The following is a 22,874-nucleotide window of genomic DNA, read 5'->3' on the forward strand; positions in this document are numbered from 1 at the left end:
GAGTCCCGCTCCAACGCCGAACGCCCAGACCGGCCAACTGGCCGGCCTGGGCGTCCAGGCACTTGTCGAGCGTTACTTCTTGACGTCGAACCGGTCGGCGTCCATCACCTTGACCCACGCCGCGACGAAGTCCTTGACGAACTTGTCCTTCGAGTCGTCCTCGGCGTAGACCTCGGCCAGCGCCCGCAGCTGCGAGTTCGAACCGAACAGCAGGTCGACGCGGCTGGCCGTGTACTTCTGGGCACCGCTGGCCCGGTCGGTACCGACGTAGGTGCCGTCGTCAGCCGGCGACGGTGCCCACTTGGTGCTCATGTCGGTCAGGTTGACGAAGAAGTCGTTCGTCAACTGGCCCGGACGGTCGGTGAGCACACCGAGCTTGGTGCCGCCGTGGTTGACGTCCAGCCCGCGCAGGCCGCCGAGCAGCACGGTCATCTCGGGCGCCGTCAGGTTGAGCAGGTTGGCGCGGTCGATGAGGTGGTACTCGGCCGGGTACTGCAGACCCTTGCCCGCGTAGTTGCGGAAGCCGTCGGCCTTGGGCTCCAGGTAGGAGAACGACTCGACGTCGGTCTGCTCCTGGGTGGCGTCGCCGCGGCCCGGGGTGAACGGCACCTCGATGTCGTGGCCGGCCGCCTTGGCCGCCGTCTCGATACCGACGTTGCCCGCGAGCACCACCAGGTCGGCGAACGACACGTCGACGCCGGCACCGGCCTGGATCTCCTCCAGCTTGCTGATCACCTGGGCGAGCTCGTCGGACTCGTTGACCTCCCAGCCGAGCTGCGGCTGCAGCCGGATCCGGCCGCCGTTGGCTCCGCCGCGCATGTCGCTGTGGCGGTATGACGACGCCGCCTTCCACGCGGTCGAAACCAGTTGCTGCACAGTCAGACCCGACTCGGCGATCGCGCTCTTGAGCTTCGCGATGTCGTCGGCCGACAGCGGCTTGCCTGCCGGGATGACGTCCTGCCACTGCCAGGTCTGCTTCGGCACGAGCGGCCCGAGGTAGCGGGTCACCGGACCCATGTCACGGTGCAGCAGCTTGAACCAGGCCTTGGCGTATTCCTCGGCGAGTTCCTCGGGGTGATCCAGCCAGCGGCGGGTGATCTTCTCGTAGATCGGGTCCATCCGCATGGACAGGTCGGTGGTCAGCATCGACGGGTGGGTCTTGCCGCTGCCCTGCGCCATCGGCACCGAGTTGGCCCAGCCGTTGTCCTTGGGCTTCCACTGGTGGGCGCCCGCGGGGCTCTTGGTCAGCTCCCACTCGTTGCTGTAGAGGATCTCCAGGAAGCTGTTGTCCCACTTGGTGGGGGTGTGCGTCCAGGTGACCTCGAGGCCGCTGCTGACGGTCTCGTTGCCGACGCCCGAGTTGGCCCAGCCGAGGCCCATCTGCTCAAGCGGTGCGGCTTCTGGCTCCGGGCCGTTCTCGACCTCGGTGGCACCGTGCGTCTTGCCGAAGGTGTGGCCGCCGACGATCAACGCGGCGGTCTCGATGTCGTTCATCGCCATGCGGCCGAACGTCTCGCGGATGTCGATCGCCGCGGCCACCGGATCCGGATTGCCTTCCGGGCCTTCGGGGTTGACGTAGATCAGACCCATGTGGCTGGCACCGAGCGGGTTCTCCAGCTTGGTGCGGTCACCGTTGGCGCCGGCGTAGCGCTCCTGCGAGCCCAGCCACTCGTGCTCGGCGCCCCAGTAGATGTCCTCCTCGGGCTCCCAGTAATCCGGGCGGCCGAACGCGAAACCGGCCGTCTTGAAGCCCATGTGCTCCATCGCCCGGTTGCCCGCGTAGACGATCAGGTCGGACCACGAGATCTTCTTGCCGTACTTCTTCTTGAGCGGCCAGAGCAGGCGGCGGGCCTTGTCGAGGCTCACGTTGTCGGGCCAGCTGTTGAGCGGCGCGAAGCGCTGCATGCCCTTGCCGCCGCCGCCGCGGCCGTCCTCGACGCGGTAGGTGCCCGCGGCGTGCCACGACATCCGGACGAACAGCGGGCCGTAGTGACCGAAGTCGGCGGGCCACCACTCCTGGGAGTTGGTCAGCAGCTCATCGAAATCCTTTTGGAACTGCTCGAAGTCGAGCGTCTGGACCGCTTCGCGGTAGTCATACCCCTCGTCCATCGGGTCGATGGCCTCGGGATCCTTCTGCAGGATCTTCAGGTTGACCGCATTGGGCCACCAATCCCGGTTGCTGCCACCCTCGACGGGCGGCTTGATGCGCATGGGGCAGCCTGCGGCGGGCTCGGTTTGGGCTTCACCAATCGGAGGGTGTGTTTCGGCTTCGGCCATGACAAATCCTTTCCGGGGCTGTCGGTTAAGGGGTGTTAACTATTTGGCGCGGTGGAGCATTCGGGGCACAGGCCCCAGTAGACGACCTCGGCTTCGTCGATCGAGAAGCCGTGGTCGTCGGACGCGGTCAGGCAAGGGGCTGCCCCGACCGCACAGTCGACGTCGGCGATGGCACCGCACGATCGGCACACGACGTGATGGTGGTTGTCGCCGACTCGTGACTCGTAGCGAGCCACGGAGCCCGACGGCTGGATGCGCCGCACCAGACGCGCTGCGGTCAACGCGTGCAGCGAGTCGTACACGGCCTGGTGCGACACATCGGGCAACTCTTCTCGTACGGCACGGATGATCGTGTCCGTGTCGGCGTGCGGGTGCGTGTGCACCGCACCGAGAACCGCCACCCGGGGTCTGGTCACGCGCATGTCGGCTCTCCGCAGCATGTGCTGGAAGTCCGTAGTCGTGGCCACGAACAGAAGTCTTACTGCTTTTCTGGAATTAGTCAAGAATAAAGTTCTCGACGCTTCCGCTGCAGGTCAGGGGCTAGAGCAGCTCCAGCCGGCGCGCCATGTCGGACACGAAGACGCCGTCGGGGTCCACTTTGCGCCGCACCGCGATCCACTCGTCGATGCGCGGATACATGGCGTGGAACGTCTCAGCCGTGGTGCGCGAATCCTTGGCCGTGTAGAGGCGCCCGCCGAACTCCAGGACGCGCTTGTCGAGATCGTTGAGGAACTCGTTGAGCCCGGCCTTGATCGGGAAGTCCACGCACACGTTCCAGCCCGGGATCGGGAAGCTCAGCGGTGCCTGATTGCCGGGACCGAACAGCTTGAAGACGTTGAGGAACGAGTAGTGCCCCGAACGCTGGATGTCGTAGATGATGCCCTTGAACTCTTCGACGGCCTCGGTGGGCACCACGAACTGGTACTGGCCGAATCCGGCGGAGCCGTAGGCGCGATTCCACTCCCCGAACATGTCGAGCGGGTGATAGAACTGCGTCAGGTTCTGCACCTTGTTGCGGTATGTGCCCGACTTGCGGTACCACAACTCGCCGATCGGCATGAACGTGAACTTGTTGGCGAGCCCGTTCGGGAAGATGTCGGGCAGGGTAAGTAATTGCGGCGCATCGAATTTCAGCGGATCCTTCTGCAGCTTGGGCGGCAGTTGGTCGAGCTTGGCCAGCGAGCCGCGGGAGATCGCGGCCCGGCCCAGTTTGGGCGGCTTGCTGATCGCGTCGAACCACGCGCTCGAGTACGTGTAATTGGACTCGCTGCCGTCGCTGTGGAACGCGATGGTCTCGTCGAGCGTCTTCGTCACGTCGCCGTCGGCGATGAAATAGGCCGTCTCGGTGGGCGTCATCTCGATCGTCGCGCGCAGGATGATGCCGGTGAGGCCGTTGCCGCCCACCGTCGCCCAGAAGATGTCGGCGTTGTCGCCATCCGGTGTCAGGTGCAGCACCTCGCCGTTGGCGGTCAGCAACTCCATCGAGCGCACGTGGTTGCCGAAGCTGCCCGCGCTGTGGTGGTTCTTGCCGTGGATGTCGCAGCCGATCGCACCGCCGATCGTGACCTGGCGCGTGCCCGGCAGTACCGGCACCCACAACCCGTGGGGGAGCGCGGCTTTCATCAGCTGGTCGAGGTTCACCCCACCGTCGACGTCGACCAGCCTGGTGCCCGAGTCGATCGAGTGGATGCGGTTGAGCGCGGCCATGTCGATGACGAGGCCGCCACCGTTTTGTGCGTTGTCTCCGTACGAGCGGCCGAGGCCACGCGCGATCACGCCACGGCCACCCTCTTCGGCCGCGGCCACGACGGCCTTGATGATGACCTCGGGGTCACTGGTCGACAGCACGTGCGCATAGGTCGGCGCGGTGCGCCCCCAGCCCATCAAGCGCTTGGTGGTGGTCGGAAACTCGGTCGTTGCCATCGTCCCGAAGCGTACCGCGTCGACGGTCGCGTCCCCGATACCTAAGGGGACGCGGTCAACTGCTCGTCCTGCGTGTTCTCCGGCGACTCCGTCGGGCGCAGGAACAGCTGGAGCAGCACGCCTGCCAGCGCACATGCCGACATCACGAAGAAGCAGACGATGTAGCCGCCGTGTGCGGTCCAGCCGCCGCCCAGCGAGATCAGCCGCCCCATGAGCAGTGGCGCGATGCCGCCGCCGATGAACATGGCGGTGGTGATGATGCCGTTCGCGGTCGAGACGGCACCTTCCGGTGCGGCGTCGGAGGCCGCCGCGTAGTAGATGGGCCACACCGCGTTTGCGACCAAGCCGAAGGCCAACTGGATGACCACGACGAGCAGCGACGACGTGGCGAAATAGAAGCACGCCACGCTGATCGCCATCCAGATGCCGCAGACCATGATGGTGGTCTTGCGCCCGATCACATCCGACAGCGTCGGCCACAGAATCTGGCCGAGGATCCCGGTGAACGCGAAGACGACACTGAGACCTGCCGATTCGGCGAGTGAGAGCCCGACGACGTTGTAGAGGTAGGCCGGAAGCACCACGTTGATGCCCATGTAGACGATCTGGGTGAGCAGCGTTGTGAGCGCCGTGAGATTTATGCACCGGTTCCGGAAACAGGCCGAGATCAAGCCCTTCCCGCCGGCCGCCCGGTCGAGGTCGCCCTCGGGCGGGGTGAGGCCCTTGTCGGCGATGTCCTCGTACAGCGTGGCGATGCGATCTGCGGTCGAGTACCGGCCCCAGAAGATCATGAGCGGGACGGCGACGATCAGGCCGAGAAACAGGGTGTAGGACCAGTTGGAGGCGCCGAAAACCGCGATCACGACGGCCGCGGACAGTCCGCTCAGCAGTGATCCGACGGGGTAGCCCGTGTGGTGCACGCCGAGTGCGAATCCGCGGCGCTCCTTGGGCCACCATTCGGCGGTGTTGCTGACGCCCACCGGCTCACCCCACCCGGCGCCCAGGTTGACGCCGACGCGCAGCGCGATGAAGGCGACCGCATGTGAGCTGACGGCCTTCAGGCCCGACACGAACGAGAGTGCGGTGTAACCGATTACGAGCGGCACCTGGAAGCGGGCGCGTTTCCACCCGCCGCCGTATTTGTCGCTGAGCGTCGAACCCGGGATCGCCAGCACGGCAAGCGAAATCATGATGAGCGACGCGATCGCACCCCACGCGTCCGGGCTGAAGTGGAACTGCTCGGAGATCGTGGGCCCGAGCCGCAGGATGATCTCGCGGTCGTAGGCGTTGAGGATCCAGATCAGCCAGCACACGGCGAGCGAGATCCACGAATACTTGTGCGTGTTGCGCAGGGAGCCGCGGGGCGAGGCAACTTTCATGGGTGCGTCCTTGAGGGTGGATGACTATGCGCCGAAGCGGGTTTCGGGAATGCCGTGGACTCCGAGGCCGCGGATCGCGAACAGGGATCCACGGAGCTGGCCGTCGCCGGGGAAGCGCGGCAGCGGCGGGCGTGCCATGGACGTCACGTAGAGGACGTCGAGATCGGCTCCGCCGAACATGACGCTCGTGGGTTTGCGGACCGGAAAGTCGATGACGCGGTCGATCGATCCGTCCGGCGCGTACCGAATGATCTTGCCGCCGTAGACCAGTGCCTGCCACAGGTAACCGTCGGCGTCGACCGTCGCGCCGTCGGCCGCGCCACCCGAGCTCGTGTCGACCCGGGCGAACGTGCGGCGGTTGGCCACCGCCCCGGTGTCGAGGTCGTAATCGTAGGCCCAGATCTCACCGGTCCAGGTGTCGCAGAAGTACAGCGTTTCGCCATCGGGGCTCCAGCACGGACCGTTCGACACGGTGATCCCCTCGTCGAGCACCGCGAGTGAGCCGTCCGGGCGGTAGCTGTAGAGCTTGCCGCTTGCGGATTCCTCCAGGGTGTCCATCGACCCGAACACGAAGCGCCCGCGCTTGTCGACCTTGCCGTCGTTGAGCCGGTTGTTCGGCAGGTCGGCTTCCGGGTCGATCAATTCCGTGAGGGTGCCGTCCGCCAGATCGAGCTTGTGGAGCCCGTTCGCGAGGGCGACGATCGCGTGCGCGCCGTCGCGGCACAGCGCCATCGAGCCGATCTTCTGACCGACGTCCCAAGCTCGGATCTGCGAGCCGTCCGCGGTCGAGCGGAAGATGCGGCCGTCCGCGCTGTCGATCCAGTACAGCAATTGCTGCTCGCAGTCCCACAGCGGTCCCTCGCCCAGGGTGGTCTTGAGATCGACGACGACGTCGATCGTGGGTGTGGCGTGGCGGTCAGACATTGGGGGAACGCTAGGAGCGCATCCGGATGTTCAGCAACGTTAAGTTGTGATCTTGGGCATGGACCCCGATCGGCAGTGGTCGGCAGCACTCATCCGGAGGCGTTCACCGCGCGATTCAGCACTCCGGCCGCCCCGGTGCGGGCCGGGTCAACTTAACGTTGCTTAACGATTTGGGTCACACTTAACGTCGGGGCACCAACCACGGTGGAGGAGGTGAACCGGTGAGGGCACGCGTATCGGCGGCCGATGTCGCGCGGGCGGTCGGCGTCTCGCCGGCAACCGTCTCTTATGTGATGAACGGCCGCAGCGGCGTCTCCGAGCAGACCCGTGCGCGGATCCTGGAGGTCGCCGAGGAGCTCGGGCACATCTCCAGCGCACGTGCCGATCGGCTGCGCTCTCATCAGACCCGGGTCATCGGGCTGGTCCTGACCGACATCGCCAATCCCTTCTACACCGAGATCGCGGCGGGCACGATCGACGCCGCCCGGGCCCGTGGCTATGAGGTGTTCCTCGCCCACACCCAGGAAGATCCGGATACCTTGCGTTCGGTGGTGGACGCCATGATCGCCCGCCACGTCGACGGCGTGGTGTTCACCGTGCTGCATCCCGACGACGGCGACGTCATCCGCGCGCTGCGCAGTGCGCATATCCCACTCGTGCAGCTGTCGCGGCGAATCGAGCGCATCGACGCCGACTTCGTCGGGATCGACGACCGGGCCGCGGCCTCGGAGATGATGGAACACGTTGTGGGCCATGGCTACCGCGACATCGTGACGATCGTCGGGCCCCGTACGTCGAGCGCATCGGCCGCCAGGGAAGAAGGATTCGTCCACACCGCCGAATCGCATGGGATCCGCAGCATCGCCTCGCACCGCATCAGCACCTATCTCAGCGAACGCGGTGGCTACGTCGCCGTCGAGCAGGTGCTCGCACGTAAAGCCATCCCACACGTGATCGTGTGCGGCAGCGACGCCATCGCTCTCGGCGCGATCAGCGCGCTTCGCGCGCACGCGATCAACGTGGGCGAGGACGTCGCGGTCACCGGTTTCGACGGCCTGTATCCCGGCACGTCTCCGCTCGTCGAACTCACCACGGTCAACCAACCACGCCGCGAAATGGCCGAGCAGGCAATCGAACTCCTGACCCGCCGCATCGACGGTGCCGGAGGCTCGTTCCAATCGGTTCTTCGCGCACACCAACTCCGCATCGGCACCACCTGCGGTTGCCCGCGTAACCGCGCCGCCGCCGCCTGACACAACCAAAACACCGCGATCCCTGGGCAATACCGCCCACGGGACTACCTTTCGACACCCTGCAGAAGGGGCTTTGCCATGGGCACGGACACCGAGCTGAACAAGCTCATCTTCCGCAAGCTGATGCCGCTGTTGATCGCGGCCTACATCATCGTGTTCATCGACCGAACCAACATCGGTCTGGCCAAGAACCACCTCGAAGCAGACCTCGGACTCTCCGCGGCCGCATACGGTTTGGGTGCCGGGCTGTTCTTCCTGGCCTATTCGCTGTGCGAGGTGCCGAGCAACCTCATCATGCACCGCGTCGGGGCCCGGCTGTGGATCACCCGGATCATGGTGACGTGGGGCCTGCTGTCGGCGGCCATGGCTTTCGTCCAGGGACCGGTGTCCTTCTATATCCTTCGGGTGCTACTCGGGATGGCCGAGGCCGGGCTGTTTCCCGGCGTGATGCTCTACCTCACGTACTGGTTCGGGCGCGAGCAGCGGGCCCGGGCCAACGGTGCCTTCCTGGTCGCGGTCTGCCTCGCGAACATCATGGGCGCGCCCATCGGCGGTGCCCTGCTCGGCATGGACGGCGTGCTCGGCTGGCACGGGTGGCAGTGGATGTTCGTCATCGAAGGCCTGCCCGCCGTCGCACTCGCGTTCGTCGTGTACAAATTCCTGCCGAACGGCCCGCAGGACGCGAAATGGCTTGACCCGCAACAGGCCCGCGAGCTCACCGCGCGGCTGGCCCGCGAGCAGCAGGAGGGCGCCCAGGCCTCGGGCACCCACTCGTTCGCCGGGGTGTTCCGCGACAAGCAGATCCTCTTGGTCATCGCGGTCTACTTCACCCACCAGATCGCGGTATACAGCCTCACCTACTTCCTGCCCGGGATCATCGGCGAATGGGGTGAGATGACCGACCTCACGATCGGTCTGCTCACCGCGCTGCCGTGGGTCGCGGCCGCGATCGGCACGCTCGTGTTGCCGCGCTACGCGACCGATGGGCGACGTTCCCGCACGATGCTGTTCGGCGGCATGGCCGCGATGGTCATCGGCTTCACGGTCGGGGCGGTCGCCGGGCCGGCTCTTGCACTCGTCGGGTTCTGCGTCGCGGCATCGACTTTCTTTGTCGTCCAGTCGATTCTGTTCGCGGTCCCGGCCTCCAGATTGGCAGGCGCGGCGCTGGCCGGCGGCCTGGCGCTCGTGAACACCCTCGGCATCCTCGGCGGTTTCGTCGGGCCGTTCGTGATGGGGCTGCTCGAATCGGCGACCGACAACCCCTCGGCCGGGCTGTGGTTCGTCATCGCACTCGTCTTCATCGGAGCCGTCGTGAGCCTGAGCCTCAAGATTCAGGACGCCCCGGTGAAGACCACAGAGAAAGAGGTAACAGCATGACCGACCGAATCCTCGTCGTGGGCGCGGGCGCCATCGGCGGTGTCACCGCGGCCCATCTCGCGCGCGCCGGACACGACGTAGTGGTGCTCGACGCCAACACCGAACACGTCCGGTTGATGAACTCGCCGGGGCTTCGGTTCGACGAGCTCGGCGAGACGTCGATCGTCCCGATCACCGCGGTCGACCAACCCGCCGACCTGCCGGGTCGATTCTCCTATGCGTTGGTCACCCTCAAGGCGCCCTACCTCGACGTCGCGCTGCCGCCGCTGGTCGCCGGTGACCTGGTGGACACCTATGTGTCACTCGGAAACGGGTTGGTGCAGAACAGCGTCGAGCAGATCGTCGGCCCGGACCGGCTGGTCATCGGCATCACCGAGTGGGGCGCGACCAATCTGGGCCCCGGCCACCTCGCGCAGACCACCGTCGCACCGTTCGTGATCGGCGAGGCCGACGGCAGCGACAGCCAACGGATCGAGAAGCTGCGCGACATCCTCTCGGCCGCGGCCGAGGTACGCATCTCGTCGCGCATCGTCGGCCAGATCTGGACGAAGCTTTTGCTCAACAGCACGTTCTCCGGGCTCGGGGCGGTCAGCGGAATGCTGTACCGCGAGGTCGTGGCCGAGCCGCTCGGCCGCGAGCTCGCCTACCGGCTGTGGACCGAGGCCTACGACGTCGCCGACGCGGCCGGCATCGAGCTCGACGAGATCGTCGGTGTGCAGCCGGATCGGCTCGTCGTCCGGTCCGGGGCGGATCTCGAACGTGCCGACGCCGCACTGGGCATCCTGATGGACCGGCTCGGCGCGACCAAGGCCTCGATGCTGCAAGACCTCGAACGCGGTGCGATCACCGAGGTCGACGTCATCAACGGCGGGGTGTGCTCGACAGCTCAGAAGGCCGGTGTCACAAGCCCGTTGAACGCCCGCATCGTCGAGCTCGTGCACGACTGCGAGCGCGGGAGCCGGGCCCCGGGCCGGGCCACGCTCGAAGCGCTCGCCGAAGTCCCCGCCTGAACCCAACCAATGAAGGAGTAAGACCGTGAACGACAAGGTCATCATCACCTGCGCGCTGACCGGCGGCATGACCGTGCCCGCCCAGAGCAAGGCCATTCCGATCACCGTCGATCAGATCGTCGAAGAGGGCGTCAAGGCGGCCGAGGCCGGCGCGTCCGTTCTGCATGTCCACGTGCGGGAGGAAGCGACCGGACGCCCGGTCGCCGATCTCGATCTGTTCGAGCGGGCGCTCACTGAGCTGAAGAAGAACACCGACGCCGTCATCCAGCCGACCACCGGCGGAGGTCGCGGCATGACCGTCGAAGAGCGGGCCTCGGTCCTCAAGTTCCGTCCCGAGATGGCGACGTTCAACGCAGGCAGCTTCAACTTCGGGCTGTTCCCGGTCGCGTCGCGCGATCTGCCGTTCGCCGACTGGGAACGCGAATACCTCGAAGGCACAACCGATTACATCTTCAAGAACACCTTCGCAGACATGACCTACATGGCCGAGCAGATGCGCCAGGCGCAGACGCGCCCCGAGATCGAGGTGTACGACGTCGGCCATATCTACAACCTCGAGCAGCTCGTCAAGGACGGCGTGCTGGAGCCGCCGTTCAACCTGCAGTTCGTGCTCGGTGTGCTCGGTGCCAACGCCGCCGAACCCGATCAGCTCATCCACATGTTGCGCACCGCCGAGCGGGTCTTCGGCAGGGACTCGTTCACCTGGTCGGCCGCCGGGGTTGGGTATCGCGGCGAGTTCAGCCTGGCCGCCCTGTCGTTGACCCTCGGCGGCAACGTGCGGGTCGGACTCGAGGACAACCTGCGGGTCACCAGGACCGAGAACGCGTCGTCGAACGCGGAGCTCGTGCAGAAGGTCGCGCAACTTGCCGCGCTGTTCGATCGCACACCCGCCACCCCGGATGAGGCGCGCCAGTATCTCGGTCTGAAAGGTGCTGGGGCAGTTGCGTTCTGAGATGCGACGTGGACTCGACAAGGTCGTCGACAGTGCCGCACGCGCGGTTGCCGACATCCCCAGCGGGGCGTCGCTCGCCGTCGGTGGCTTCGGATTGTGCGGCATACCCGCTGTCCTGATCGGAGCGCTGCTCGAGCACGGGGCCGACGATCTCGAAGTCGTCTCCAACAACTGCGGGGTCGACGACTGGGGGCTGGGAATACTGCTGGCGGCCGGCCGGATCCGGCGCACGGTGGCCTCCTACGTCGGCGAGAACAAGGAGTTCGCCCGTCAGTACCTGTCCGGTGAACTCGAAGTCGAACTGACCCCGCAGGGCACCCTCGCCGAGCGAATGCGCGCCGGCGGCAGCGGAATTCCCGCGTTCTACACCGCGACCGGTGTCGGCACCCAGATCGCCGACGGCGGGCTGCCGTGGCGGTACGCGCCCGACGGCACGGTCGCGGTCGCGTCGCCGGCCAAGGAGACCCGGGTCTTCGACGGCCGCGAGTACATCCTCGAGGAATCGATCGCGTGCGATTACGCGCTTGTCCGCGCCTGGAAGGGCGACCGGTACGGCAATCTCGTGTATCGCGACGCGGCAAGGAATTTCAACCCACTCGCGGCCATGTGCGGGCAGACCACGATCGCCGAGGTCGAAGAACTCGTCGAACCCGGCGAGATCGACCCCAACGACATCCACACCCCCGGGGTGTTCGTGCACCGTGTCGTGGCGCTGACCCCGGAGCAGGCCGCCGACAAGCGAATCGAGAAGCGCACCGTGAGGACGACAGCATGAGCTGGACACGCGATCAGATGGCTGCCCGCGCAGCCGCCGAGCTGACCGACGGCTCGTACGTCAACCTCGGCATCGGACTGCCCACGCTGGTGCCCGGGTTCGTCCCGGACGATGTCGAACTGTCCCTACAGAGCGAGAACGGGATCCTCGGCGTCGGCGCCTATCCGCTAGACGGCGACGAGAGCCCCGACCTGATCAACGCGGGCAAGGAGACCGTCACCGTCCGTCCCGGCGCGTCGTTCTTCGACTCGTCGACCTCGTTCGGCATGATCCGGGCGCGCAAGATCGACGCCGCGATCCTCGGCGCCATGCAGGTCTCGGCGTCCGGCGACATCGCGAACTGGATGATCCCCGGAAAGATGGTCAAGGGCATGGGCGGTGCGATGGACCTCGTGCACGGCGCCCGGCGCGTCATCGTGCTCATGGAACACATCGCCAGGGACGGCAGCTACAAGATCGTCAACGAGTGCTCGCTGCCGTACACGGGACGTGGCGTCGTCGAACGCATCATCACCGATCTCGCGGTGCTCGACGTCACTCCCGCCGGGCTCGAACTCGTCGAACTCGCGCCCGGTGTCACCGAGGCCGAGGTCCGCGACAAGACCGAGCCGCCGCTGCTCAGCGCAGCCGGAAGATGACCGCGCGCTGCACCACGAAGTTGATGACCGTCGCGGTGCCCTGGGCGATGACGAATGCGACGGGCACGCGCCACGGCTTCTCGTCCCAGGCCATGTAGAACACGTAGTTGATCCCGACCTGCACCGCGTAGGTCAGCGCGTACAGCACGCACACCGCGATGAACCGGGCCTTGCTGGGCGGCGCCTGGAACGTCCAGCGCCGGTTGATCAGGTAGGCCGTGGTGGTGCCCGCGATGAAGCTCAGCGTCTTGGCGATGTTGACGTGCATGCCCGTCGCGAGCAGCGCCACATACAGGCCGAAGTCGACGATCGCCGACAATCCGCCGGTGACGATGAACCGGAACGCCTGCGTCGTCAGACTCAGGCGCGGGGTCGTTGGTGCGGTGTCGGCCACTCGGGCAGCTTAGCGAGGGCCTACCGTGCGGGTGTGTTGCAGATGGTGCTCAACTATCTCGGTATCGCCGTGTTCGCGTCGTCGGGCGCGATGGTCGCGATCCGCAAGGGCTTCGACCTGTTCGGCATTGCGGCGCTCGGGATCATGACGGGCGTCGGCGGCGGCGTGGTGCGTGACCTGTTCCTCAACATCAGCCCGCCGACGTCGATCCAGCACTGGCCCAACGTCACGGTGGCCCTGGTGGCCACGGCGGTGGCCACGTTGACCGCGCGGCTGTTCATCCGGATGAGGCGCAGCGTGCTCACGCTCGACGCCATCGGCATGGGCTTCTTCGCGACGTCGGGTGCGGCCATCGCGGTGGATCACGGCGCGAGCTGGTTCGCGGCGGCGCTGATCGGCATGACCACCGCGATCGGCGGCGGCATCATCCGCGACGTACTCGCGCGCGAGGTGCCGATGCTGCTCGGTCCCGACGAGCTGTACGCCGTTCCGGCGATGCTCGGTGCGGCGGCCTACGCCGCCATCGACTATCTCGGCCCGCAGTGGGTGGGTCTGGTCGTGGGCACCGTGCTCGCGACCGTGCTGCGGCTGGCCGGTCTGGTGTTCCACTGGCGGTTGCCGACGGGGCCCGCCGATCTGATCGTGCGCGGCGAGACCTAGCGCAACACCTCGGCGAGCACGCCCACGAGCGCGTCGACCGCGGGCCCGAAGGCGTGTTCGGCAGGCCCGCCGATGCCCACGAGCACCCCGTCCGGATTGGGCATTGCCGGGTCGGCCATGGGGTGGCGCATGATCGCGAGCCCGTTCAACGCGATGCCCGCCTCGCCTGCCCGGTGCAGCACCTCGGGCTCGGCGCCGTCGGGCAGGGTCAGGAGCATGTTCACGCCGGCGGCCAGGCCGCCGATACCGACGTCGAACCCGTCCAGTGCGGCGACCAGCGCGTCCCGCCTGCGTCGGTACCGGTTGCGCATGCGCCGGACGTGGCGGTCGTAGCCGCCGGTGCCGATGAAATCGGCCAGCGTGAGCGACGTGATCGCGTTGACGTGGTACTGCTGTCCGCCGGCCGCCGCGATCACCGGATCGATGAGCGCCTCGGGGAGAACCATCCAACCGACGCGCAGCGTCTGGGCCATGGCCTTGCTGGCCGAGCCCAGATAGATGACCCGTTCGGGATCGAGCGCCTGCAGGGCACCGATCGGCTGGCGGTCGTAGCGGAACTCGCCGTCGTAGTCGTCGTCGATCACGTAGCCGCCGGTGCGCCGCGCCCACTCGACGGCGGCCGTGCGGCGCGCCGGATGCAGGGCCATGCCGAACGGGCTCTGGTGGGCCGGAGTGAGCAGTGCGGCCGGGGTGTCGAGCCCGTCGAGATCGCCGACCACCGCACCTTGTTCGTCGATCCCGATGGGCGTGGTCCCGATGCCCATCGCGGCCCACGCGTCGCGAAAGATGAAGAGCCCGTATGCTTCCACGGCGATCGGACGGGTTGTCCCGAACACTTTGCCGAGCAGTTCGACGCCGTCGCGCACACCGGCGCAGATGACGATCGATTCGGGTGTCGTGCGCACACCTCTGACCCGGCCGAGGTATTCGGCGAGCGCCTCCCGCAGTTCGGCATGCCCGCGCGGATCACCCATCCGCAGCGCGGACACCGGGGCGTTCAACAGCGCGCGTCGCGTCGAGGCCAGCCACGCGGTGCGCGGAAACTCCGCGACGTCCGGCGAACCGGGCATCAGGTTGTGCTTGGGAACGATCGTCGTGCGCCGCGGCCGCCGTGCCGGCGGCGTCACCGCGGATCTGGCGACCCAGGTGCCTGCGCCTTGCCGCGAGGCCAGCCAGCCTTCCGCGACGAGTTCGGCGTACGCCTCGGCGACGGTGTTGCGGGCCAGCCCGAGATCGGCGGCCAGGGTGCGCGACGGCGGCAGCACGGTGCCGGTGGCCAGCCGGCCGGACCGGATACCGTCCCGCAGCGCCTGGATCAGCTGTTCCCGTGCGGTCCGGCTGCCCGGTTCGATGACCGTGCGCAGCTCGAGATGCAAGTCCCGACTGCCAGAATTGGACTGCGAATTCACCCATAGATTGAACCATCTAGACGGGACTTTGGTGGCTAGCGTTTATGGCATGACGCAAACACTCGAACCCACCAAGACCACCGACCGGCTCAAGATCTACAAGGCTTCACCCGAGCTCTACGACGCCATGATGACGCTGTCCAACGCATCGGCCAAGGACATCGACCCCACCATCGCCGAGCTCATCAAGATCCGCGCCTCGCAGCTCAACCGCTGTGCCTTCTGCCTCGACATGCACACCCACGACGCCCGTCAGCACGGCGAAACCGAACAGCGGCTCGCGCTCATCGCCGCGTGGGAAGAGGCCGGTGACCTGTTCACCGAGCAAGAGCAGGCCGCACTCGCGCTGACCGAAGCCATGACGGACCTGAGCCACGGCCCGGTCTCCGACGAGGTTTACGCCAGGGCCGCCGCCGCCTTCACCGAACGTGAACTCGGCCAGGTCATCTCGATGGCGGTGACCATCAACGCGTGGAACCGCATCAACGCCGCGGTGAAGACGGCACCGCCGCGGCGCTGACGCTGGGAAACTGAAGGGGTGCAGACCCGGTCCGGTGCGCAGATCACCGTGCACGGTGCTGTCGTGCACAAGCTGCACCGGCCGGGTACCGACCCGCGGACGCTGGCCGCCCGGCTGCACGTCGCCCGCGGGCTCGACGTCTTCGTGACCCCGCTGTCGCTCACGCCGGAACGGGTCGGTGACCGGTGGCGAACCCGCTGGCCGCTCATGGAAACCCTTGCCGAAGAGCCGGATTCGGTTCCGTGGGCCGATATCGCGCAGCTGCTGGCGCGGCTGCACAACGCGTCGTTCGCGCCCAGGCTCCCCGCCCACGGCTGGCCGGCTCGCCTGCGGCGCGCGGTAGCTCGGGCCCGCGGATACGACATGATCGGGCGCGCCGCGGCCGGTCTGCCCGATCAAGCATGGCGGGCCGGTTCGGCCGACCGCCCGCGCACGCTCGTACACGGCGACTTCCATCTCGGCCAGCTGGGCCGCCGTGCGCCGGGCCCATGGCAACTCATCGATGTCGACGATCTCGGCGTCGGCGATCCGGCGTGGGACCTGGCCCGCCCGGCCGGGTTCTGGGCCGCGGGCCTGATTCCCGACGCCGACTGGGGCGCGTTCGTCGACGCCTACCGGGCGGCAGACGGCCCAGCACTGCCGTCGGGTGACCCGTGGCCGGTGCTGGAACCTTTCGCCCGCGCCGCCGTCATCCAGGCCGCCGCGAACGATCCCGAAGACGAGATGTTGTCGGCGGCCTGTGCGCGGATGCCTCAGCTGGAGAAGAACAGCCGGCCGAAGCCCTGCTTGCGGTAGTGCTTGTTGCCGCGATGGCCCCAGCCCGGCCCGTAGTTCGCGTGTCCGTAACTCTGGCCGTAGCCGGAGTGGGGCGGTGGCGGCGGGGGTGCGGACTGCACGAACCGGTTCTCCATCTGGGTCAGCGCCTCGAGCTCGCCGAAGTCCAGGAAGATGCCACGGCACGTGTCGCACTGCTCGAGGTGGATGCCGTTGCGTTCATAGGTCTTCATGACCCCGGCGCACTTCGGGCACAGCAGGTTGTTACCCACCCCGTGTGTCGGAGGGGTCTTCGGGGGCTCATATGGCGGGATGCTCATATCGCCATAACGACCGAAGCCGCTGTGAAGTGCCTGTGAACTTTTTGGCCCTACTATGCGGCTGATGAGCGAGAGTCGGGTACTTGTGGTGCTCTCGGGGCTTCCCGGGGTCGGGAAGACGACCGTGGCTCGCCGCGTCGGCGAACGTCTGGGTGCGGTGCATCTGCGTATCGACACGATCGAGGCCGCGATGGTCCGGTCCGGACTCGTCGCCGCGGCGGGCGGCTGGGACAACGCACCCGATGCGGGTTACCAAGTGGCGTACAGCGTCGCGTCCGATCTGTTGCGGGCCGGGCACGACGTCGTCGCCGACAGCGTGAACCCGCTCGGTGTCACGCGGCGGGCCTGGGCCGATGTCGCCGGAGCAGCCGATGCGGTCGCCATCGACATCGAGATCGTCTGTAGCGACACGGATCTGCACCGCGAGCGAGTCGAGAGGCGGACGTCGGATCTGGACGGACTCGTCGTTCCCACGTGGGAGCAGGTCCTGAGCCGGAGATACGAACCGTGGAGCACACCGGTGCTCCGCGTCGACACCGCATCCGGCGCCGAAGCGGCGGTGGACGACATCGTCGCGGCGGCACGCGCACGGTAGTTGTCGGTGGGTGCGGGTAGTGTCGTCTATGTGTTCGAAAGTTTGTTCGATATCGATCCGGGGGCGTCGGAGCACGAGTGTGATGTCTCAGGACATCGGTGACAGTTCTGCATCAGGACATCGGTGACAGTTGATGTGTCAGGACATCGGTGACGTTTCATCACTCTTCGGGCGTTGGCCGCGGGGGCGTCCGTTGCCGACGTATTTCACTCCGGCTTGGGGTCGGGTGTGCTCGATGAGGACTTCGCCGTCCAGGTCGGCCACGATGATGCTCTCGGCGTTGGTGACGACCAGGACTTGTTGGCAGGCCAGTCGTCCGTCGACCTTGTAGGTGACGCCGGCGAGTCTGACCGTGCCGGCGGTACTCAGCGTCATGATGTGGGTCCCGGCGGGCAGGTCCTGTGGCTGCGGTGCTGGCCGCTTGGGCTTCGGGGCGAGTGGGACGAACCAGGGCAGATCGTGTTTGGGGCGTGGGGCCGGTACCTTCGCCGTGGACTCCCAAGCCGTGCGGGGTGTCACGCGCCCGGGCAGCCCCTGATGGGGGCGTTCGGTGTTGTAGATGTCGTCGAACGCATCGACTTGGGCTTGCAGTTCGGCCAGCGTGTTAGCCAGCGGTTGCTTGTCCAGGTAGCGGAACAAGGTCTGGTGGAAGCGTTCGTTCTTGCCCTGGGTGGTCGGCTTGTAGGGCTTGCCGGTGATCGCCTCGACACCCAGCCTCGAGACGTGTTCGACAAGCTTGCCCAGGTATCCGCGCCGTGAAGGGTTGAGCGTGATTCCGTTGTCCGACAACAGCCTTTGCGGCACACCATGGGCGGCGACAGCTTTGTCGAACACCGCGATCGCAGCCTCGGCCGTTTCGCTGCAGGCCACATGGGAGGCGACGGCGTAGCGGGAGTGGTCATCGATGAGTTGGAAGATCACACACTGGCGTCCACCGGTGAGCACGTACCCGGTGGCGTCGAGCTGCCAGCAAGCGTTCGGGGCTGGATAGACGAACCGCCGCCACGCCGAGCGGGGCTTCTTCTTCGGCTCGGCCTTGGCCACACCTTCCCGGCGGAAAATCCGGGCCAGCGATGCGACCGAGGGCACTGGACCCAGGCCGAGCGCACCCATCTTGTCATGGACGCTGATCGGCCCGTGGTCAAGGCCGGAAGCTTCCAGGGCGGCCCGCACCGCCACGGCTTGTTGTTTGACCTCATCGGTCAGCGCCGACGGGCTCGACTTCGGCCGTCGGGTTCTGGGCTCGAGTACGGCGGCCGGCCCGTCGGTCTTGACGCGTTTGCGTAACTCGTAGAACGACTTTCGAGAGATGCCGTGTTCGGCGCAGAACGTCGATACCGCGCCGCGGGGTGCATCATCGGGCCACTGCGAGATCGCGAGGCGGACACGAGGATCGATAGGTTCATTGACAGCCACCGCCCGAGCCTCAAGGCAGAAGTGTCACCACCAAGACGACCCGAACTGTCACCGATGTCCTGATGCAGAACTGTCACCGATGTCCTGAGACATAACAGCGTCGGAGCACGAGCTGCGCGCCCTGGTCGAGAAGTACGAACTGCTGAAACCGGCGCTGGCGGCCGCCCAGGCCCGCGCGACGGCGTTGTGGGATGCCAAGCGCCGCGTCCGCGAAGCCGCCGACGGAGTGCCGGCCGCCAAACGCGGCAAAGGTTTGGCCGCCGAGGTCGCGTTGGCGCGGCGCGAGGCACCCAAGAAAGGCGACCAGTATCTCGGGCTGGCCAAAGCACTCGTCCACGAGATGCCCCACACCCTGGCCGCGCTGGAAGCGGGGATGCTCTCGGAATGGCGGGCCACCCTGATCGTGCGGGAATCGGCCTGCCTGGAGGTGGAGGACCGGCGCCGGTTGGATGGCGAACTGTGCGCCGATACGACACGGCTGCAGGGCTGGGGCAACAGTCGGGTCAAGGCCGAGGCCCGCAAGATCGCGGTGCGCCTGGATGCCGCGGCGGTCGTCGAACGGGCGGCCAAGGCCGCCGCCGACCGCGGCGTGTGGATCCGCCCGGCCCCCGACACCATGGCGTATGTGACGGTGCTGTTGCCCGTCGACCGAGCCGTCGCGGTCTACGCCGCCTGCAAAAACGCCGCCGACACCACCTACGACGAGCGCTCCCGCGGCCAGATCATGGCCGACACCGTCTACGAACGCGTCACCGGCCGACCGGCGGATGTGGCTGAACCGGTCGCGGTGAAACTCGTGATCACCGACGAGACGTTGTTGGGCCGTTCACCGGTGCCTGCCCATATCAGTGGCTATGGTCCGGTGCCCGCGGAAGTGGCCCGCAAGTTGGTGGCCGACGCGGTCGGCGATGAGCGGTCGAAGGCGACGTTGCAGCGGCTGTATCGGCATCCGAGCTCGGGTGCGTTGGTGGCGATGGAGTCGCGGGCGCGGTTGTTCCCCAAGGGATTGGCCGATTTCATCGCGTTGCGTGATGACACCTGCCGCACGCCGTACTGCGATGCGCCCATCCGCCACACCGACCACGCCGAGCCCAGCGCCCGCGGTGGTGCGACGAGCGCGGCCAACGGCGAAGGATTGTGTGAGCGCTGCAACTACACCAAGGAATCGGCGGGGTGGCAGGTACACACCTTCGATGAAAACGGGGTACACACCGCCTTTTTCGTGACGCCGACCGGTGCGGTCTACCGTTCCACCGCACCGCCGCTGCCCGGCGCGCGCGAAGAGTTCGAGTGCCCAACCGAACTCATGTTGGCGATCGAATTCGCCAGGCCCCACGCCGCCTAGCCGCGGCGAAGTTAGGGTTGGGTGCATGGCCAGCCCGGTGTCGGTGCTCTCTGAGGACGAAAGCTGGCGTCTGCTCGCAAGCGTCGCGCTCGGGCGGTTCGTCACCACGATCGGCACCCGGCTGGAGATCTTCCCGGTCAATTTCGTGGTGCAACGGCGCACGGTGTTGTTCCGTACGGCGGAGGGCACGAAGCTGATCACCGCCGTGATGAGTGACCGCGTCCTGTTCGAGGCCGATGACCACAACATCATCAACGGTTGGAGTGTGATCGTGCGCGGCACGTCCGAGCTACTCGAATCGCCCGAAGACATCGCGGCCGCCGAGCGCGCTCAGCTGCTGCCGTGGACCGCCACCGAGAAGCGCCGGTTCGTGCGGATCACGCCGAAAGAGATCTCGGGCCGCTACTTCACCTTCGGGTCGGATCAGACCCAATAAGGCACGCGCGCGCGGTACTGCCGCATGGCGAACGCCGCGAGGATCCAGCCGACGACGGTCAGCGTGAGCACGACCAGCCAATGGTGGAGTTCCTGATCGGCACCCAGAAGCGGGGCCCGCACGATGTCGAGATAGTGCAGCAGCGGGTTGAGTTCGACGATCTTGGCCCACGATCCCGCGCCCTGCTGTTGCAGCGTGGCCTCGTTCCAGATGATCGGCGTCATGAAGAACAGCAGCTGCACGAGCGAGGCCAGCAGCGGGCCGATGTCGCGGTAGCGCGTGGCGAGAATGCCGAAGCACAACGACACCCACACGCAGTTCAGCACGATCAGACCGAGGGCCGGAATGACCGCCAGATCGGTCCATTTCCACGGTTTCGGATAGATGATCGCGATGACCACGAAGATGATGATGTTGTGGCCGAACAGGATCATCTGCCGCCACACGAGCCGGTACACGTGAACCGACAGCGGCGTCGGCAACTGTTTGATCAAGCCTTCGTTGGCGATGAACACCTCGGCGCCCTCGAGGATGGACGCGTTGATCAGGTTCCAGACGATCAGTCCGAGCGTCACGTAGGGCAGGTGCTCGGCGAGTTCCAGCTTGAACAGCTTCGAGTACAGGACGCCCATCGCGACGGCGGTGGCACCGGTCGCGATGGTGATCCAGAACGGCCCGAGCACGCTGCGCCGGTAGCGCTGCTTGATGTCCTGCCAGCCCAGATGCAGCCACAGCTCGCGTTTGCCGAACCCTTCGACCAGGTCGCGGCGGGCGCGGGCAAAGGTCCTTGACTGCGCCGCGGCGTCGGTGAACGTCATCGCTGAAACCTTTCGCGTCTGCCCAACCGCCGCAAGCGGATCCATTCGCGCAGACCCGCAGGGTCGCGGCGTGACACCAGAAAGTACCAGCCGAACCGCACCCACTCCTGCGGCAGGAGTTTGCGCAGCCCCGGCTGGGACAACAGATAGCCACGGTTGCGGTAGGTGAAGAAGCGCTTGGTCTCGTCGTCCGGATACTGCGTGTGCATGCGCCCGCCGAGGATGGGTTTGAACTCGTCGGTGCCGCATGGATGCAAATAGCTTGCGGTCAAACACGTTCCGAACGGAAGCCCGGAGCGGACGAGCCTGCGGTGCAGTTCCACTTCGTCGCCGCGCACGAACAGTCGCAGGTCCGGGACGCCGACGGCGTCCACGGTGGCGGCCCGGAACAACGCGCCGTTGAACAACGACGCGATGCCGGGCAACAGATCACCGCTTCCTTCGGTTCGCAACTCGCTGACCAGGCGTCGCCACACCAGGCCGCGGCGCAACGGGAAGGCCAGCCGCTCAGGATCGTCGAGGTTGCACACCATCGGTGACACCTCGGCCAGGCTGTGCTGCTCGGCGCATGCCAGCAGGGTCCCCAGCACCGTGGCGTCGGCGGGCCTGCCGTCGTCGTCGGCAAGCCAGATCCAATCGGCCCCCAACGTCAGCGCGTGCAACATGCCCAGCGCGAAACCGCCTGCCCCACCGAGGTTTCGGCGCGAGCCGAGATACGTCGACGGGATGGGCTGGCCGGTCACCAGGTCGCGCACCGCCGGATCATTGTCGTTGTCGACGACGATCAGGTGGTCGGGTGCGCGGTCCTGCGTCACCATCGCATCGAGCGATTTGGCCAGCAGTTCGCGACGCCGGTGGGTCACCACCACCGCGCACACCAGATCAGCCACGCGCGGTTTCCTCGAGCACCTCACGCACATGCCGCGCGGCGTCGTCGCCCTCATAGGCGCGTACGACGTCCTCGATCCCACCGGTCATCTTGATGGTGCCATGGTCGATCCACATCGCCGTCTTGCACAACCGGGCCAGAAATTCATTGGAATGGCTTGCGAACACCAGGATTCCGGACCGCTCGACCAGATCCTGCAAGCGGGTCTGAGCCTTTTTGAGGAACTCGGCGTCGACCGCGCCGATGCCTTCGTCGAGCAGGAGGATCTCCGGGTCGATGCTGGTCACCACCCCCAGCGCCAATCGCACCCGCATGCCGGCCGAGTACGTGCGCAGCGGCATCGAGAGGTAGTCGCCGAGTTCGGTGAAGTCGGCGATCTCGTCGACTCTGGCCAACATCTGCTTGCGGGTCTGCCCGAGGAACAAGCCGCGGATGATGATGTTCTCGAAGCCGGAAATCTCCGGGTCCATCCCGACGCCGAGGTCGAAAACCGGTGCCACCCGGCCGGTCACGGTCGCCGAGCCGCGCGTCGGTTCGTAGATGCCCGACAGCAGCCGCAGCAGCGTGGACTTGCCCGCGCCGTTGTGCCCGACGAGCCCGACGCGGTCGCCCATCTCCAACGACATCGTGATGTCGCGCAGCGCCTCGATGACGACGACGTTGGACTCGTTGCGCCCGATCGCGCCGCCGGCCTTGCCCAGGAACGCCTTCTTCAGCGACCGCGACTTGGCGTCGAAGATGGGAAACTCCACCCACGCATCGCGCGTGGAGATGTGTGGATCAGACACCG

24 protein-coding genes are annotated in these 22,874 nt (G+C 66.7%); 12 read left to right on the forward strand and 12 right to left on the reverse strand.

From position 1 onward, the window contains the following. Positions 1-72: 72 nt before the first annotated feature. The 5 genes from katG to ACOI2T_RS01605 all read right to left on the reverse strand — a co-directional run bounded on the left by katG (position 73) and on the right by ACOI2T_RS01605 (position 6,503). A complete protein-coding gene (gene katG, locus ACOI2T_RS01585; protein WP_409504207.1) occupies positions 73-2,277 on the reverse strand; it encodes a catalase/peroxidase HPI in 2,205 nt (734 codons plus the stop codon). A gap of 35 nt (positions 2,278-2,312) precedes the next feature. Then, positions 2,313-2,717, reverse strand: coding sequence for a Fur family transcriptional regulator (locus ACOI2T_RS01590; RefSeq protein WP_067855108.1), 405 nt, complete (start codon positions 2,715-2,717; stop codon positions 2,313-2,315). Positions 2,718-2,817: 100 nt separating this feature from the next. After that, the gene (locus ACOI2T_RS01595) at positions 2,818-4,200 is read right to left on the reverse strand and encodes a decaprenylphosphoryl-beta-D-ribose oxidase (protein ID WP_085144529.1); all 1,383 of its coding nucleotides are present in this window, start codon (positions 4,198-4,200) and stop codon (positions 2,818-2,820) included. Between the two features lie 41 nt (positions 4,201-4,241). Beyond that, on the reverse strand, positions 4,242-5,579 hold the full coding sequence (locus tag ACOI2T_RS01600; RefSeq protein ID WP_409504208.1) for an MFS transporter: 1,338 nt from the start codon (positions 5,577-5,579) through the stop codon (positions 4,242-4,244). 24 nt (positions 5,580-5,603) lie between these two features. Further along, positions 5,604-6,503: an SMP-30/gluconolactonase/LRE family protein gene (locus ACOI2T_RS01605; RefSeq protein WP_409504209.1), complete on the reverse strand. Its 900-nt coding sequence runs from the start codon at positions 6,501-6,503 to the stop codon at positions 5,604-5,606. A gap of 221 nt (positions 6,504-6,724) precedes the next feature. On the opposite strand from ACOI2T_RS01605, the gene ACOI2T_RS01610 reads away from it, so the two are divergent. The 6 genes from ACOI2T_RS01610 to ACOI2T_RS01635 all read left to right on the forward strand — a co-directional run bounded on the left by ACOI2T_RS01610 (position 6,725) and on the right by ACOI2T_RS01635 (position 12,508). Continuing rightward, on the forward strand, positions 6,725-7,756 hold the full coding sequence (locus ACOI2T_RS01610; RefSeq protein WP_067860006.1) for a LacI family DNA-binding transcriptional regulator: 1,032 nt from the start codon (positions 6,725-6,727) through the stop codon (positions 7,754-7,756). A gap of 78 nt (positions 7,757-7,834) precedes the next feature. Further along, positions 7,835-9,133, forward strand: a complete 1,299-nt coding sequence (locus ACOI2T_RS01615) for an MFS transporter (RefSeq protein WP_409504210.1) — start codon at positions 7,835-7,837, stop codon at positions 9,131-9,133. Then, positions 9,130-10,143, forward strand: coding sequence for a ketopantoate reductase family protein (locus ACOI2T_RS01620; RefSeq protein WP_409504211.1), 1,014 nt, complete (start codon positions 9,130-9,132; stop codon positions 10,141-10,143). Before ACOI2T_RS01615 ends, ACOI2T_RS01620 begins: the two co-directional genes overlap by 4 nt. 25 nt (positions 10,144-10,168) lie before the next feature. After that, positions 10,169-11,095 (forward strand): beta-keto acid cleavage family enzyme, encoded by a 927-nt coding sequence (locus ACOI2T_RS01625; RefSeq protein ID WP_409504212.1) that lies wholly within the window; start codon positions 10,169-10,171, stop codon positions 11,093-11,095. Position 11,096: 1 nt separating this feature from the next. Next, positions 11,097-11,870 carry a CoA transferase subunit A gene (locus ACOI2T_RS01630; RefSeq protein WP_409504213.1) on the forward strand — a complete coding sequence of 258 codons (774 nt, stop codon included), beginning with the start codon at positions 11,097-11,099 and terminating at the stop codon, positions 11,868-11,870. After that, complete coding sequence (locus tag ACOI2T_RS01635) at positions 11,867-12,508, forward strand: 3-oxoacid CoA-transferase subunit B (RefSeq protein WP_067859997.1); 642 nt, start codon at positions 11,867-11,869, stop codon at positions 12,506-12,508. Before ACOI2T_RS01630 ends, ACOI2T_RS01635 begins: the two co-directional genes overlap by 4 nt. On the opposite strand, the gene ACOI2T_RS01640 is transcribed toward ACOI2T_RS01635, so the two are convergent. Next, positions 12,489-12,902 carry a GtrA family protein gene (locus tag ACOI2T_RS01640; RefSeq protein WP_085144521.1) on the reverse strand — a complete coding sequence of 138 codons (414 nt, stop codon included), beginning with the start codon at positions 12,900-12,902 and terminating at the stop codon, positions 12,489-12,491. The two genes, ACOI2T_RS01635 and ACOI2T_RS01640, sit on opposite strands and share 20 nt — an antisense overlap. A 33-nt stretch (positions 12,903-12,935) precedes the next feature. Between ACOI2T_RS01640 and ACOI2T_RS01645 the strand changes: the two genes are divergently transcribed. Next, a complete protein-coding gene (locus tag ACOI2T_RS01645; RefSeq protein ID WP_409504214.1) occupies positions 12,936-13,562 on the forward strand; it encodes a trimeric intracellular cation channel family protein in 627 nt (208 codons plus the stop codon). Here ACOI2T_RS01645 and pdxR read toward each other — a convergent pair. Then, complete coding sequence (pdxR, locus tag ACOI2T_RS01650) at positions 13,559-14,971, reverse strand: MocR-like pyridoxine biosynthesis transcription factor PdxR (protein ID WP_409504215.1); 1,413 nt, start codon at positions 14,969-14,971, stop codon at positions 13,559-13,561. The two genes, ACOI2T_RS01645 and pdxR, sit on opposite strands and share 4 nt — an antisense overlap. Positions 14,972-15,020: 49 nt before the next feature. On the opposite strand from pdxR, the gene ACOI2T_RS01655 reads away from it, so the two are divergent. Beyond that, on the forward strand, positions 15,021-15,491 hold the full coding sequence (locus ACOI2T_RS01655; protein WP_409504216.1) for a carboxymuconolactone decarboxylase family protein: 471 nt from the start codon (positions 15,021-15,023) through the stop codon (positions 15,489-15,491). Positions 15,492-15,509: 18 nt separating this feature from the next. After that, on the forward strand, positions 15,510-16,286 hold the full coding sequence (locus ACOI2T_RS01660; RefSeq protein WP_409504217.1) for an aminoglycoside phosphotransferase family protein: 777 nt from the start codon (positions 15,510-15,512) through the stop codon (positions 16,284-16,286). On the opposite strand, the gene ACOI2T_RS01665 is transcribed toward ACOI2T_RS01660, so the two are convergent. Next, positions 16,244-16,585 (reverse strand): TFIIB-type zinc ribbon-containing protein, encoded by a 342-nt coding sequence (locus ACOI2T_RS01665; protein WP_067851479.1) that lies wholly within the window; start codon positions 16,583-16,585, stop codon positions 16,244-16,246. The two genes, ACOI2T_RS01660 and ACOI2T_RS01665, sit on opposite strands and share 43 nt — an antisense overlap. A gap of 64 nt (positions 16,586-16,649) precedes the next feature. Here ACOI2T_RS01665 and ACOI2T_RS01670 point away from each other — a divergent pair, with 64 nt between their 5' ends. Further along, positions 16,650-17,180 (forward strand): P-loop nucleotide/nucleoside kinase family protein, encoded by a 531-nt coding sequence (locus tag ACOI2T_RS01670; RefSeq protein WP_409504218.1) that lies wholly within the window; start codon positions 16,650-16,652, stop codon positions 17,178-17,180. Between the two features lie 138 nt (positions 17,181-17,318). Here ACOI2T_RS01670 and ACOI2T_RS01675 read toward each other — a convergent pair whose 3' ends face one another. Next, entirely contained in the window at positions 17,319-18,596 is a 1,278-nt protein-coding gene (locus tag ACOI2T_RS01675) for an integrase core domain-containing protein (protein ID WP_421874006.1), read from the reverse strand. Positions 18,597-18,687: 91 nt separating this feature from the next. Between ACOI2T_RS01675 and ACOI2T_RS01680 the strand changes: the two genes are divergently transcribed. Further along, positions 18,688-19,941 (forward strand): HNH endonuclease, encoded by a 1,254-nt coding sequence (locus tag ACOI2T_RS01680; protein WP_409502734.1) that lies wholly within the window; start codon positions 18,688-18,690, stop codon positions 19,939-19,941. A 25-nt stretch (positions 19,942-19,966) separates the two neighbouring features. Continuing rightward, positions 19,967-20,377, forward strand: a complete 411-nt coding sequence (locus ACOI2T_RS01685) for a pyridoxamine 5'-phosphate oxidase family protein (RefSeq protein WP_409502383.1) — start codon at positions 19,967-19,969, stop codon at positions 20,375-20,377. Here ACOI2T_RS01685 and wzm read toward each other — a convergent pair. Genes wzm through wzt form a run of 3 tightly spaced genes read right to left on the reverse strand, consistent with a single transcriptional unit; the run spans position 20,365 to position 22,872 of the window. Then, positions 20,365-21,195: a galactan export ABC transporter permease subunit Wzm/RfbD gene (gene wzm / locus ACOI2T_RS01690; RefSeq protein ID WP_067851485.1), complete on the reverse strand. Its 831-nt coding sequence runs from the start codon at positions 21,193-21,195 to the stop codon at positions 20,365-20,367. The genes ACOI2T_RS01685 and wzm overlap by 13 nt on opposite strands. Then, a complete protein-coding gene (glfT1, locus tag ACOI2T_RS01695) occupies positions 21,192-22,085 on the reverse strand; it encodes a galactofuranosyltransferase GlfT1 (RefSeq protein WP_409502384.1) in 894 nt (297 codons plus the stop codon). Before glfT1 ends, wzm begins: the two co-directional genes overlap by 4 nt. After that, complete coding sequence (wzt, locus tag ACOI2T_RS01700; protein ID WP_067851490.1) at positions 22,078-22,872, reverse strand: galactan export ABC transporter ATP-binding subunit Wzt/RfbE; 795 nt, start codon at positions 22,870-22,872, stop codon at positions 22,078-22,080. Before wzt ends, glfT1 begins: the two co-directional genes overlap by 8 nt. Between the last annotated feature and the right edge of the window lie 2 nt (positions 22,873-22,874).

Origin of the sequence: Mycolicibacterium wolinskyi str. Jessa 2025 (assembly GCF_049241375.1) — a bacterium.
Classification (GTDB): Bacteria; Actinomycetota; Actinomycetes; order Mycobacteriales; family Mycobacteriaceae; genus Mycobacterium; species Mycobacterium wolinskyi.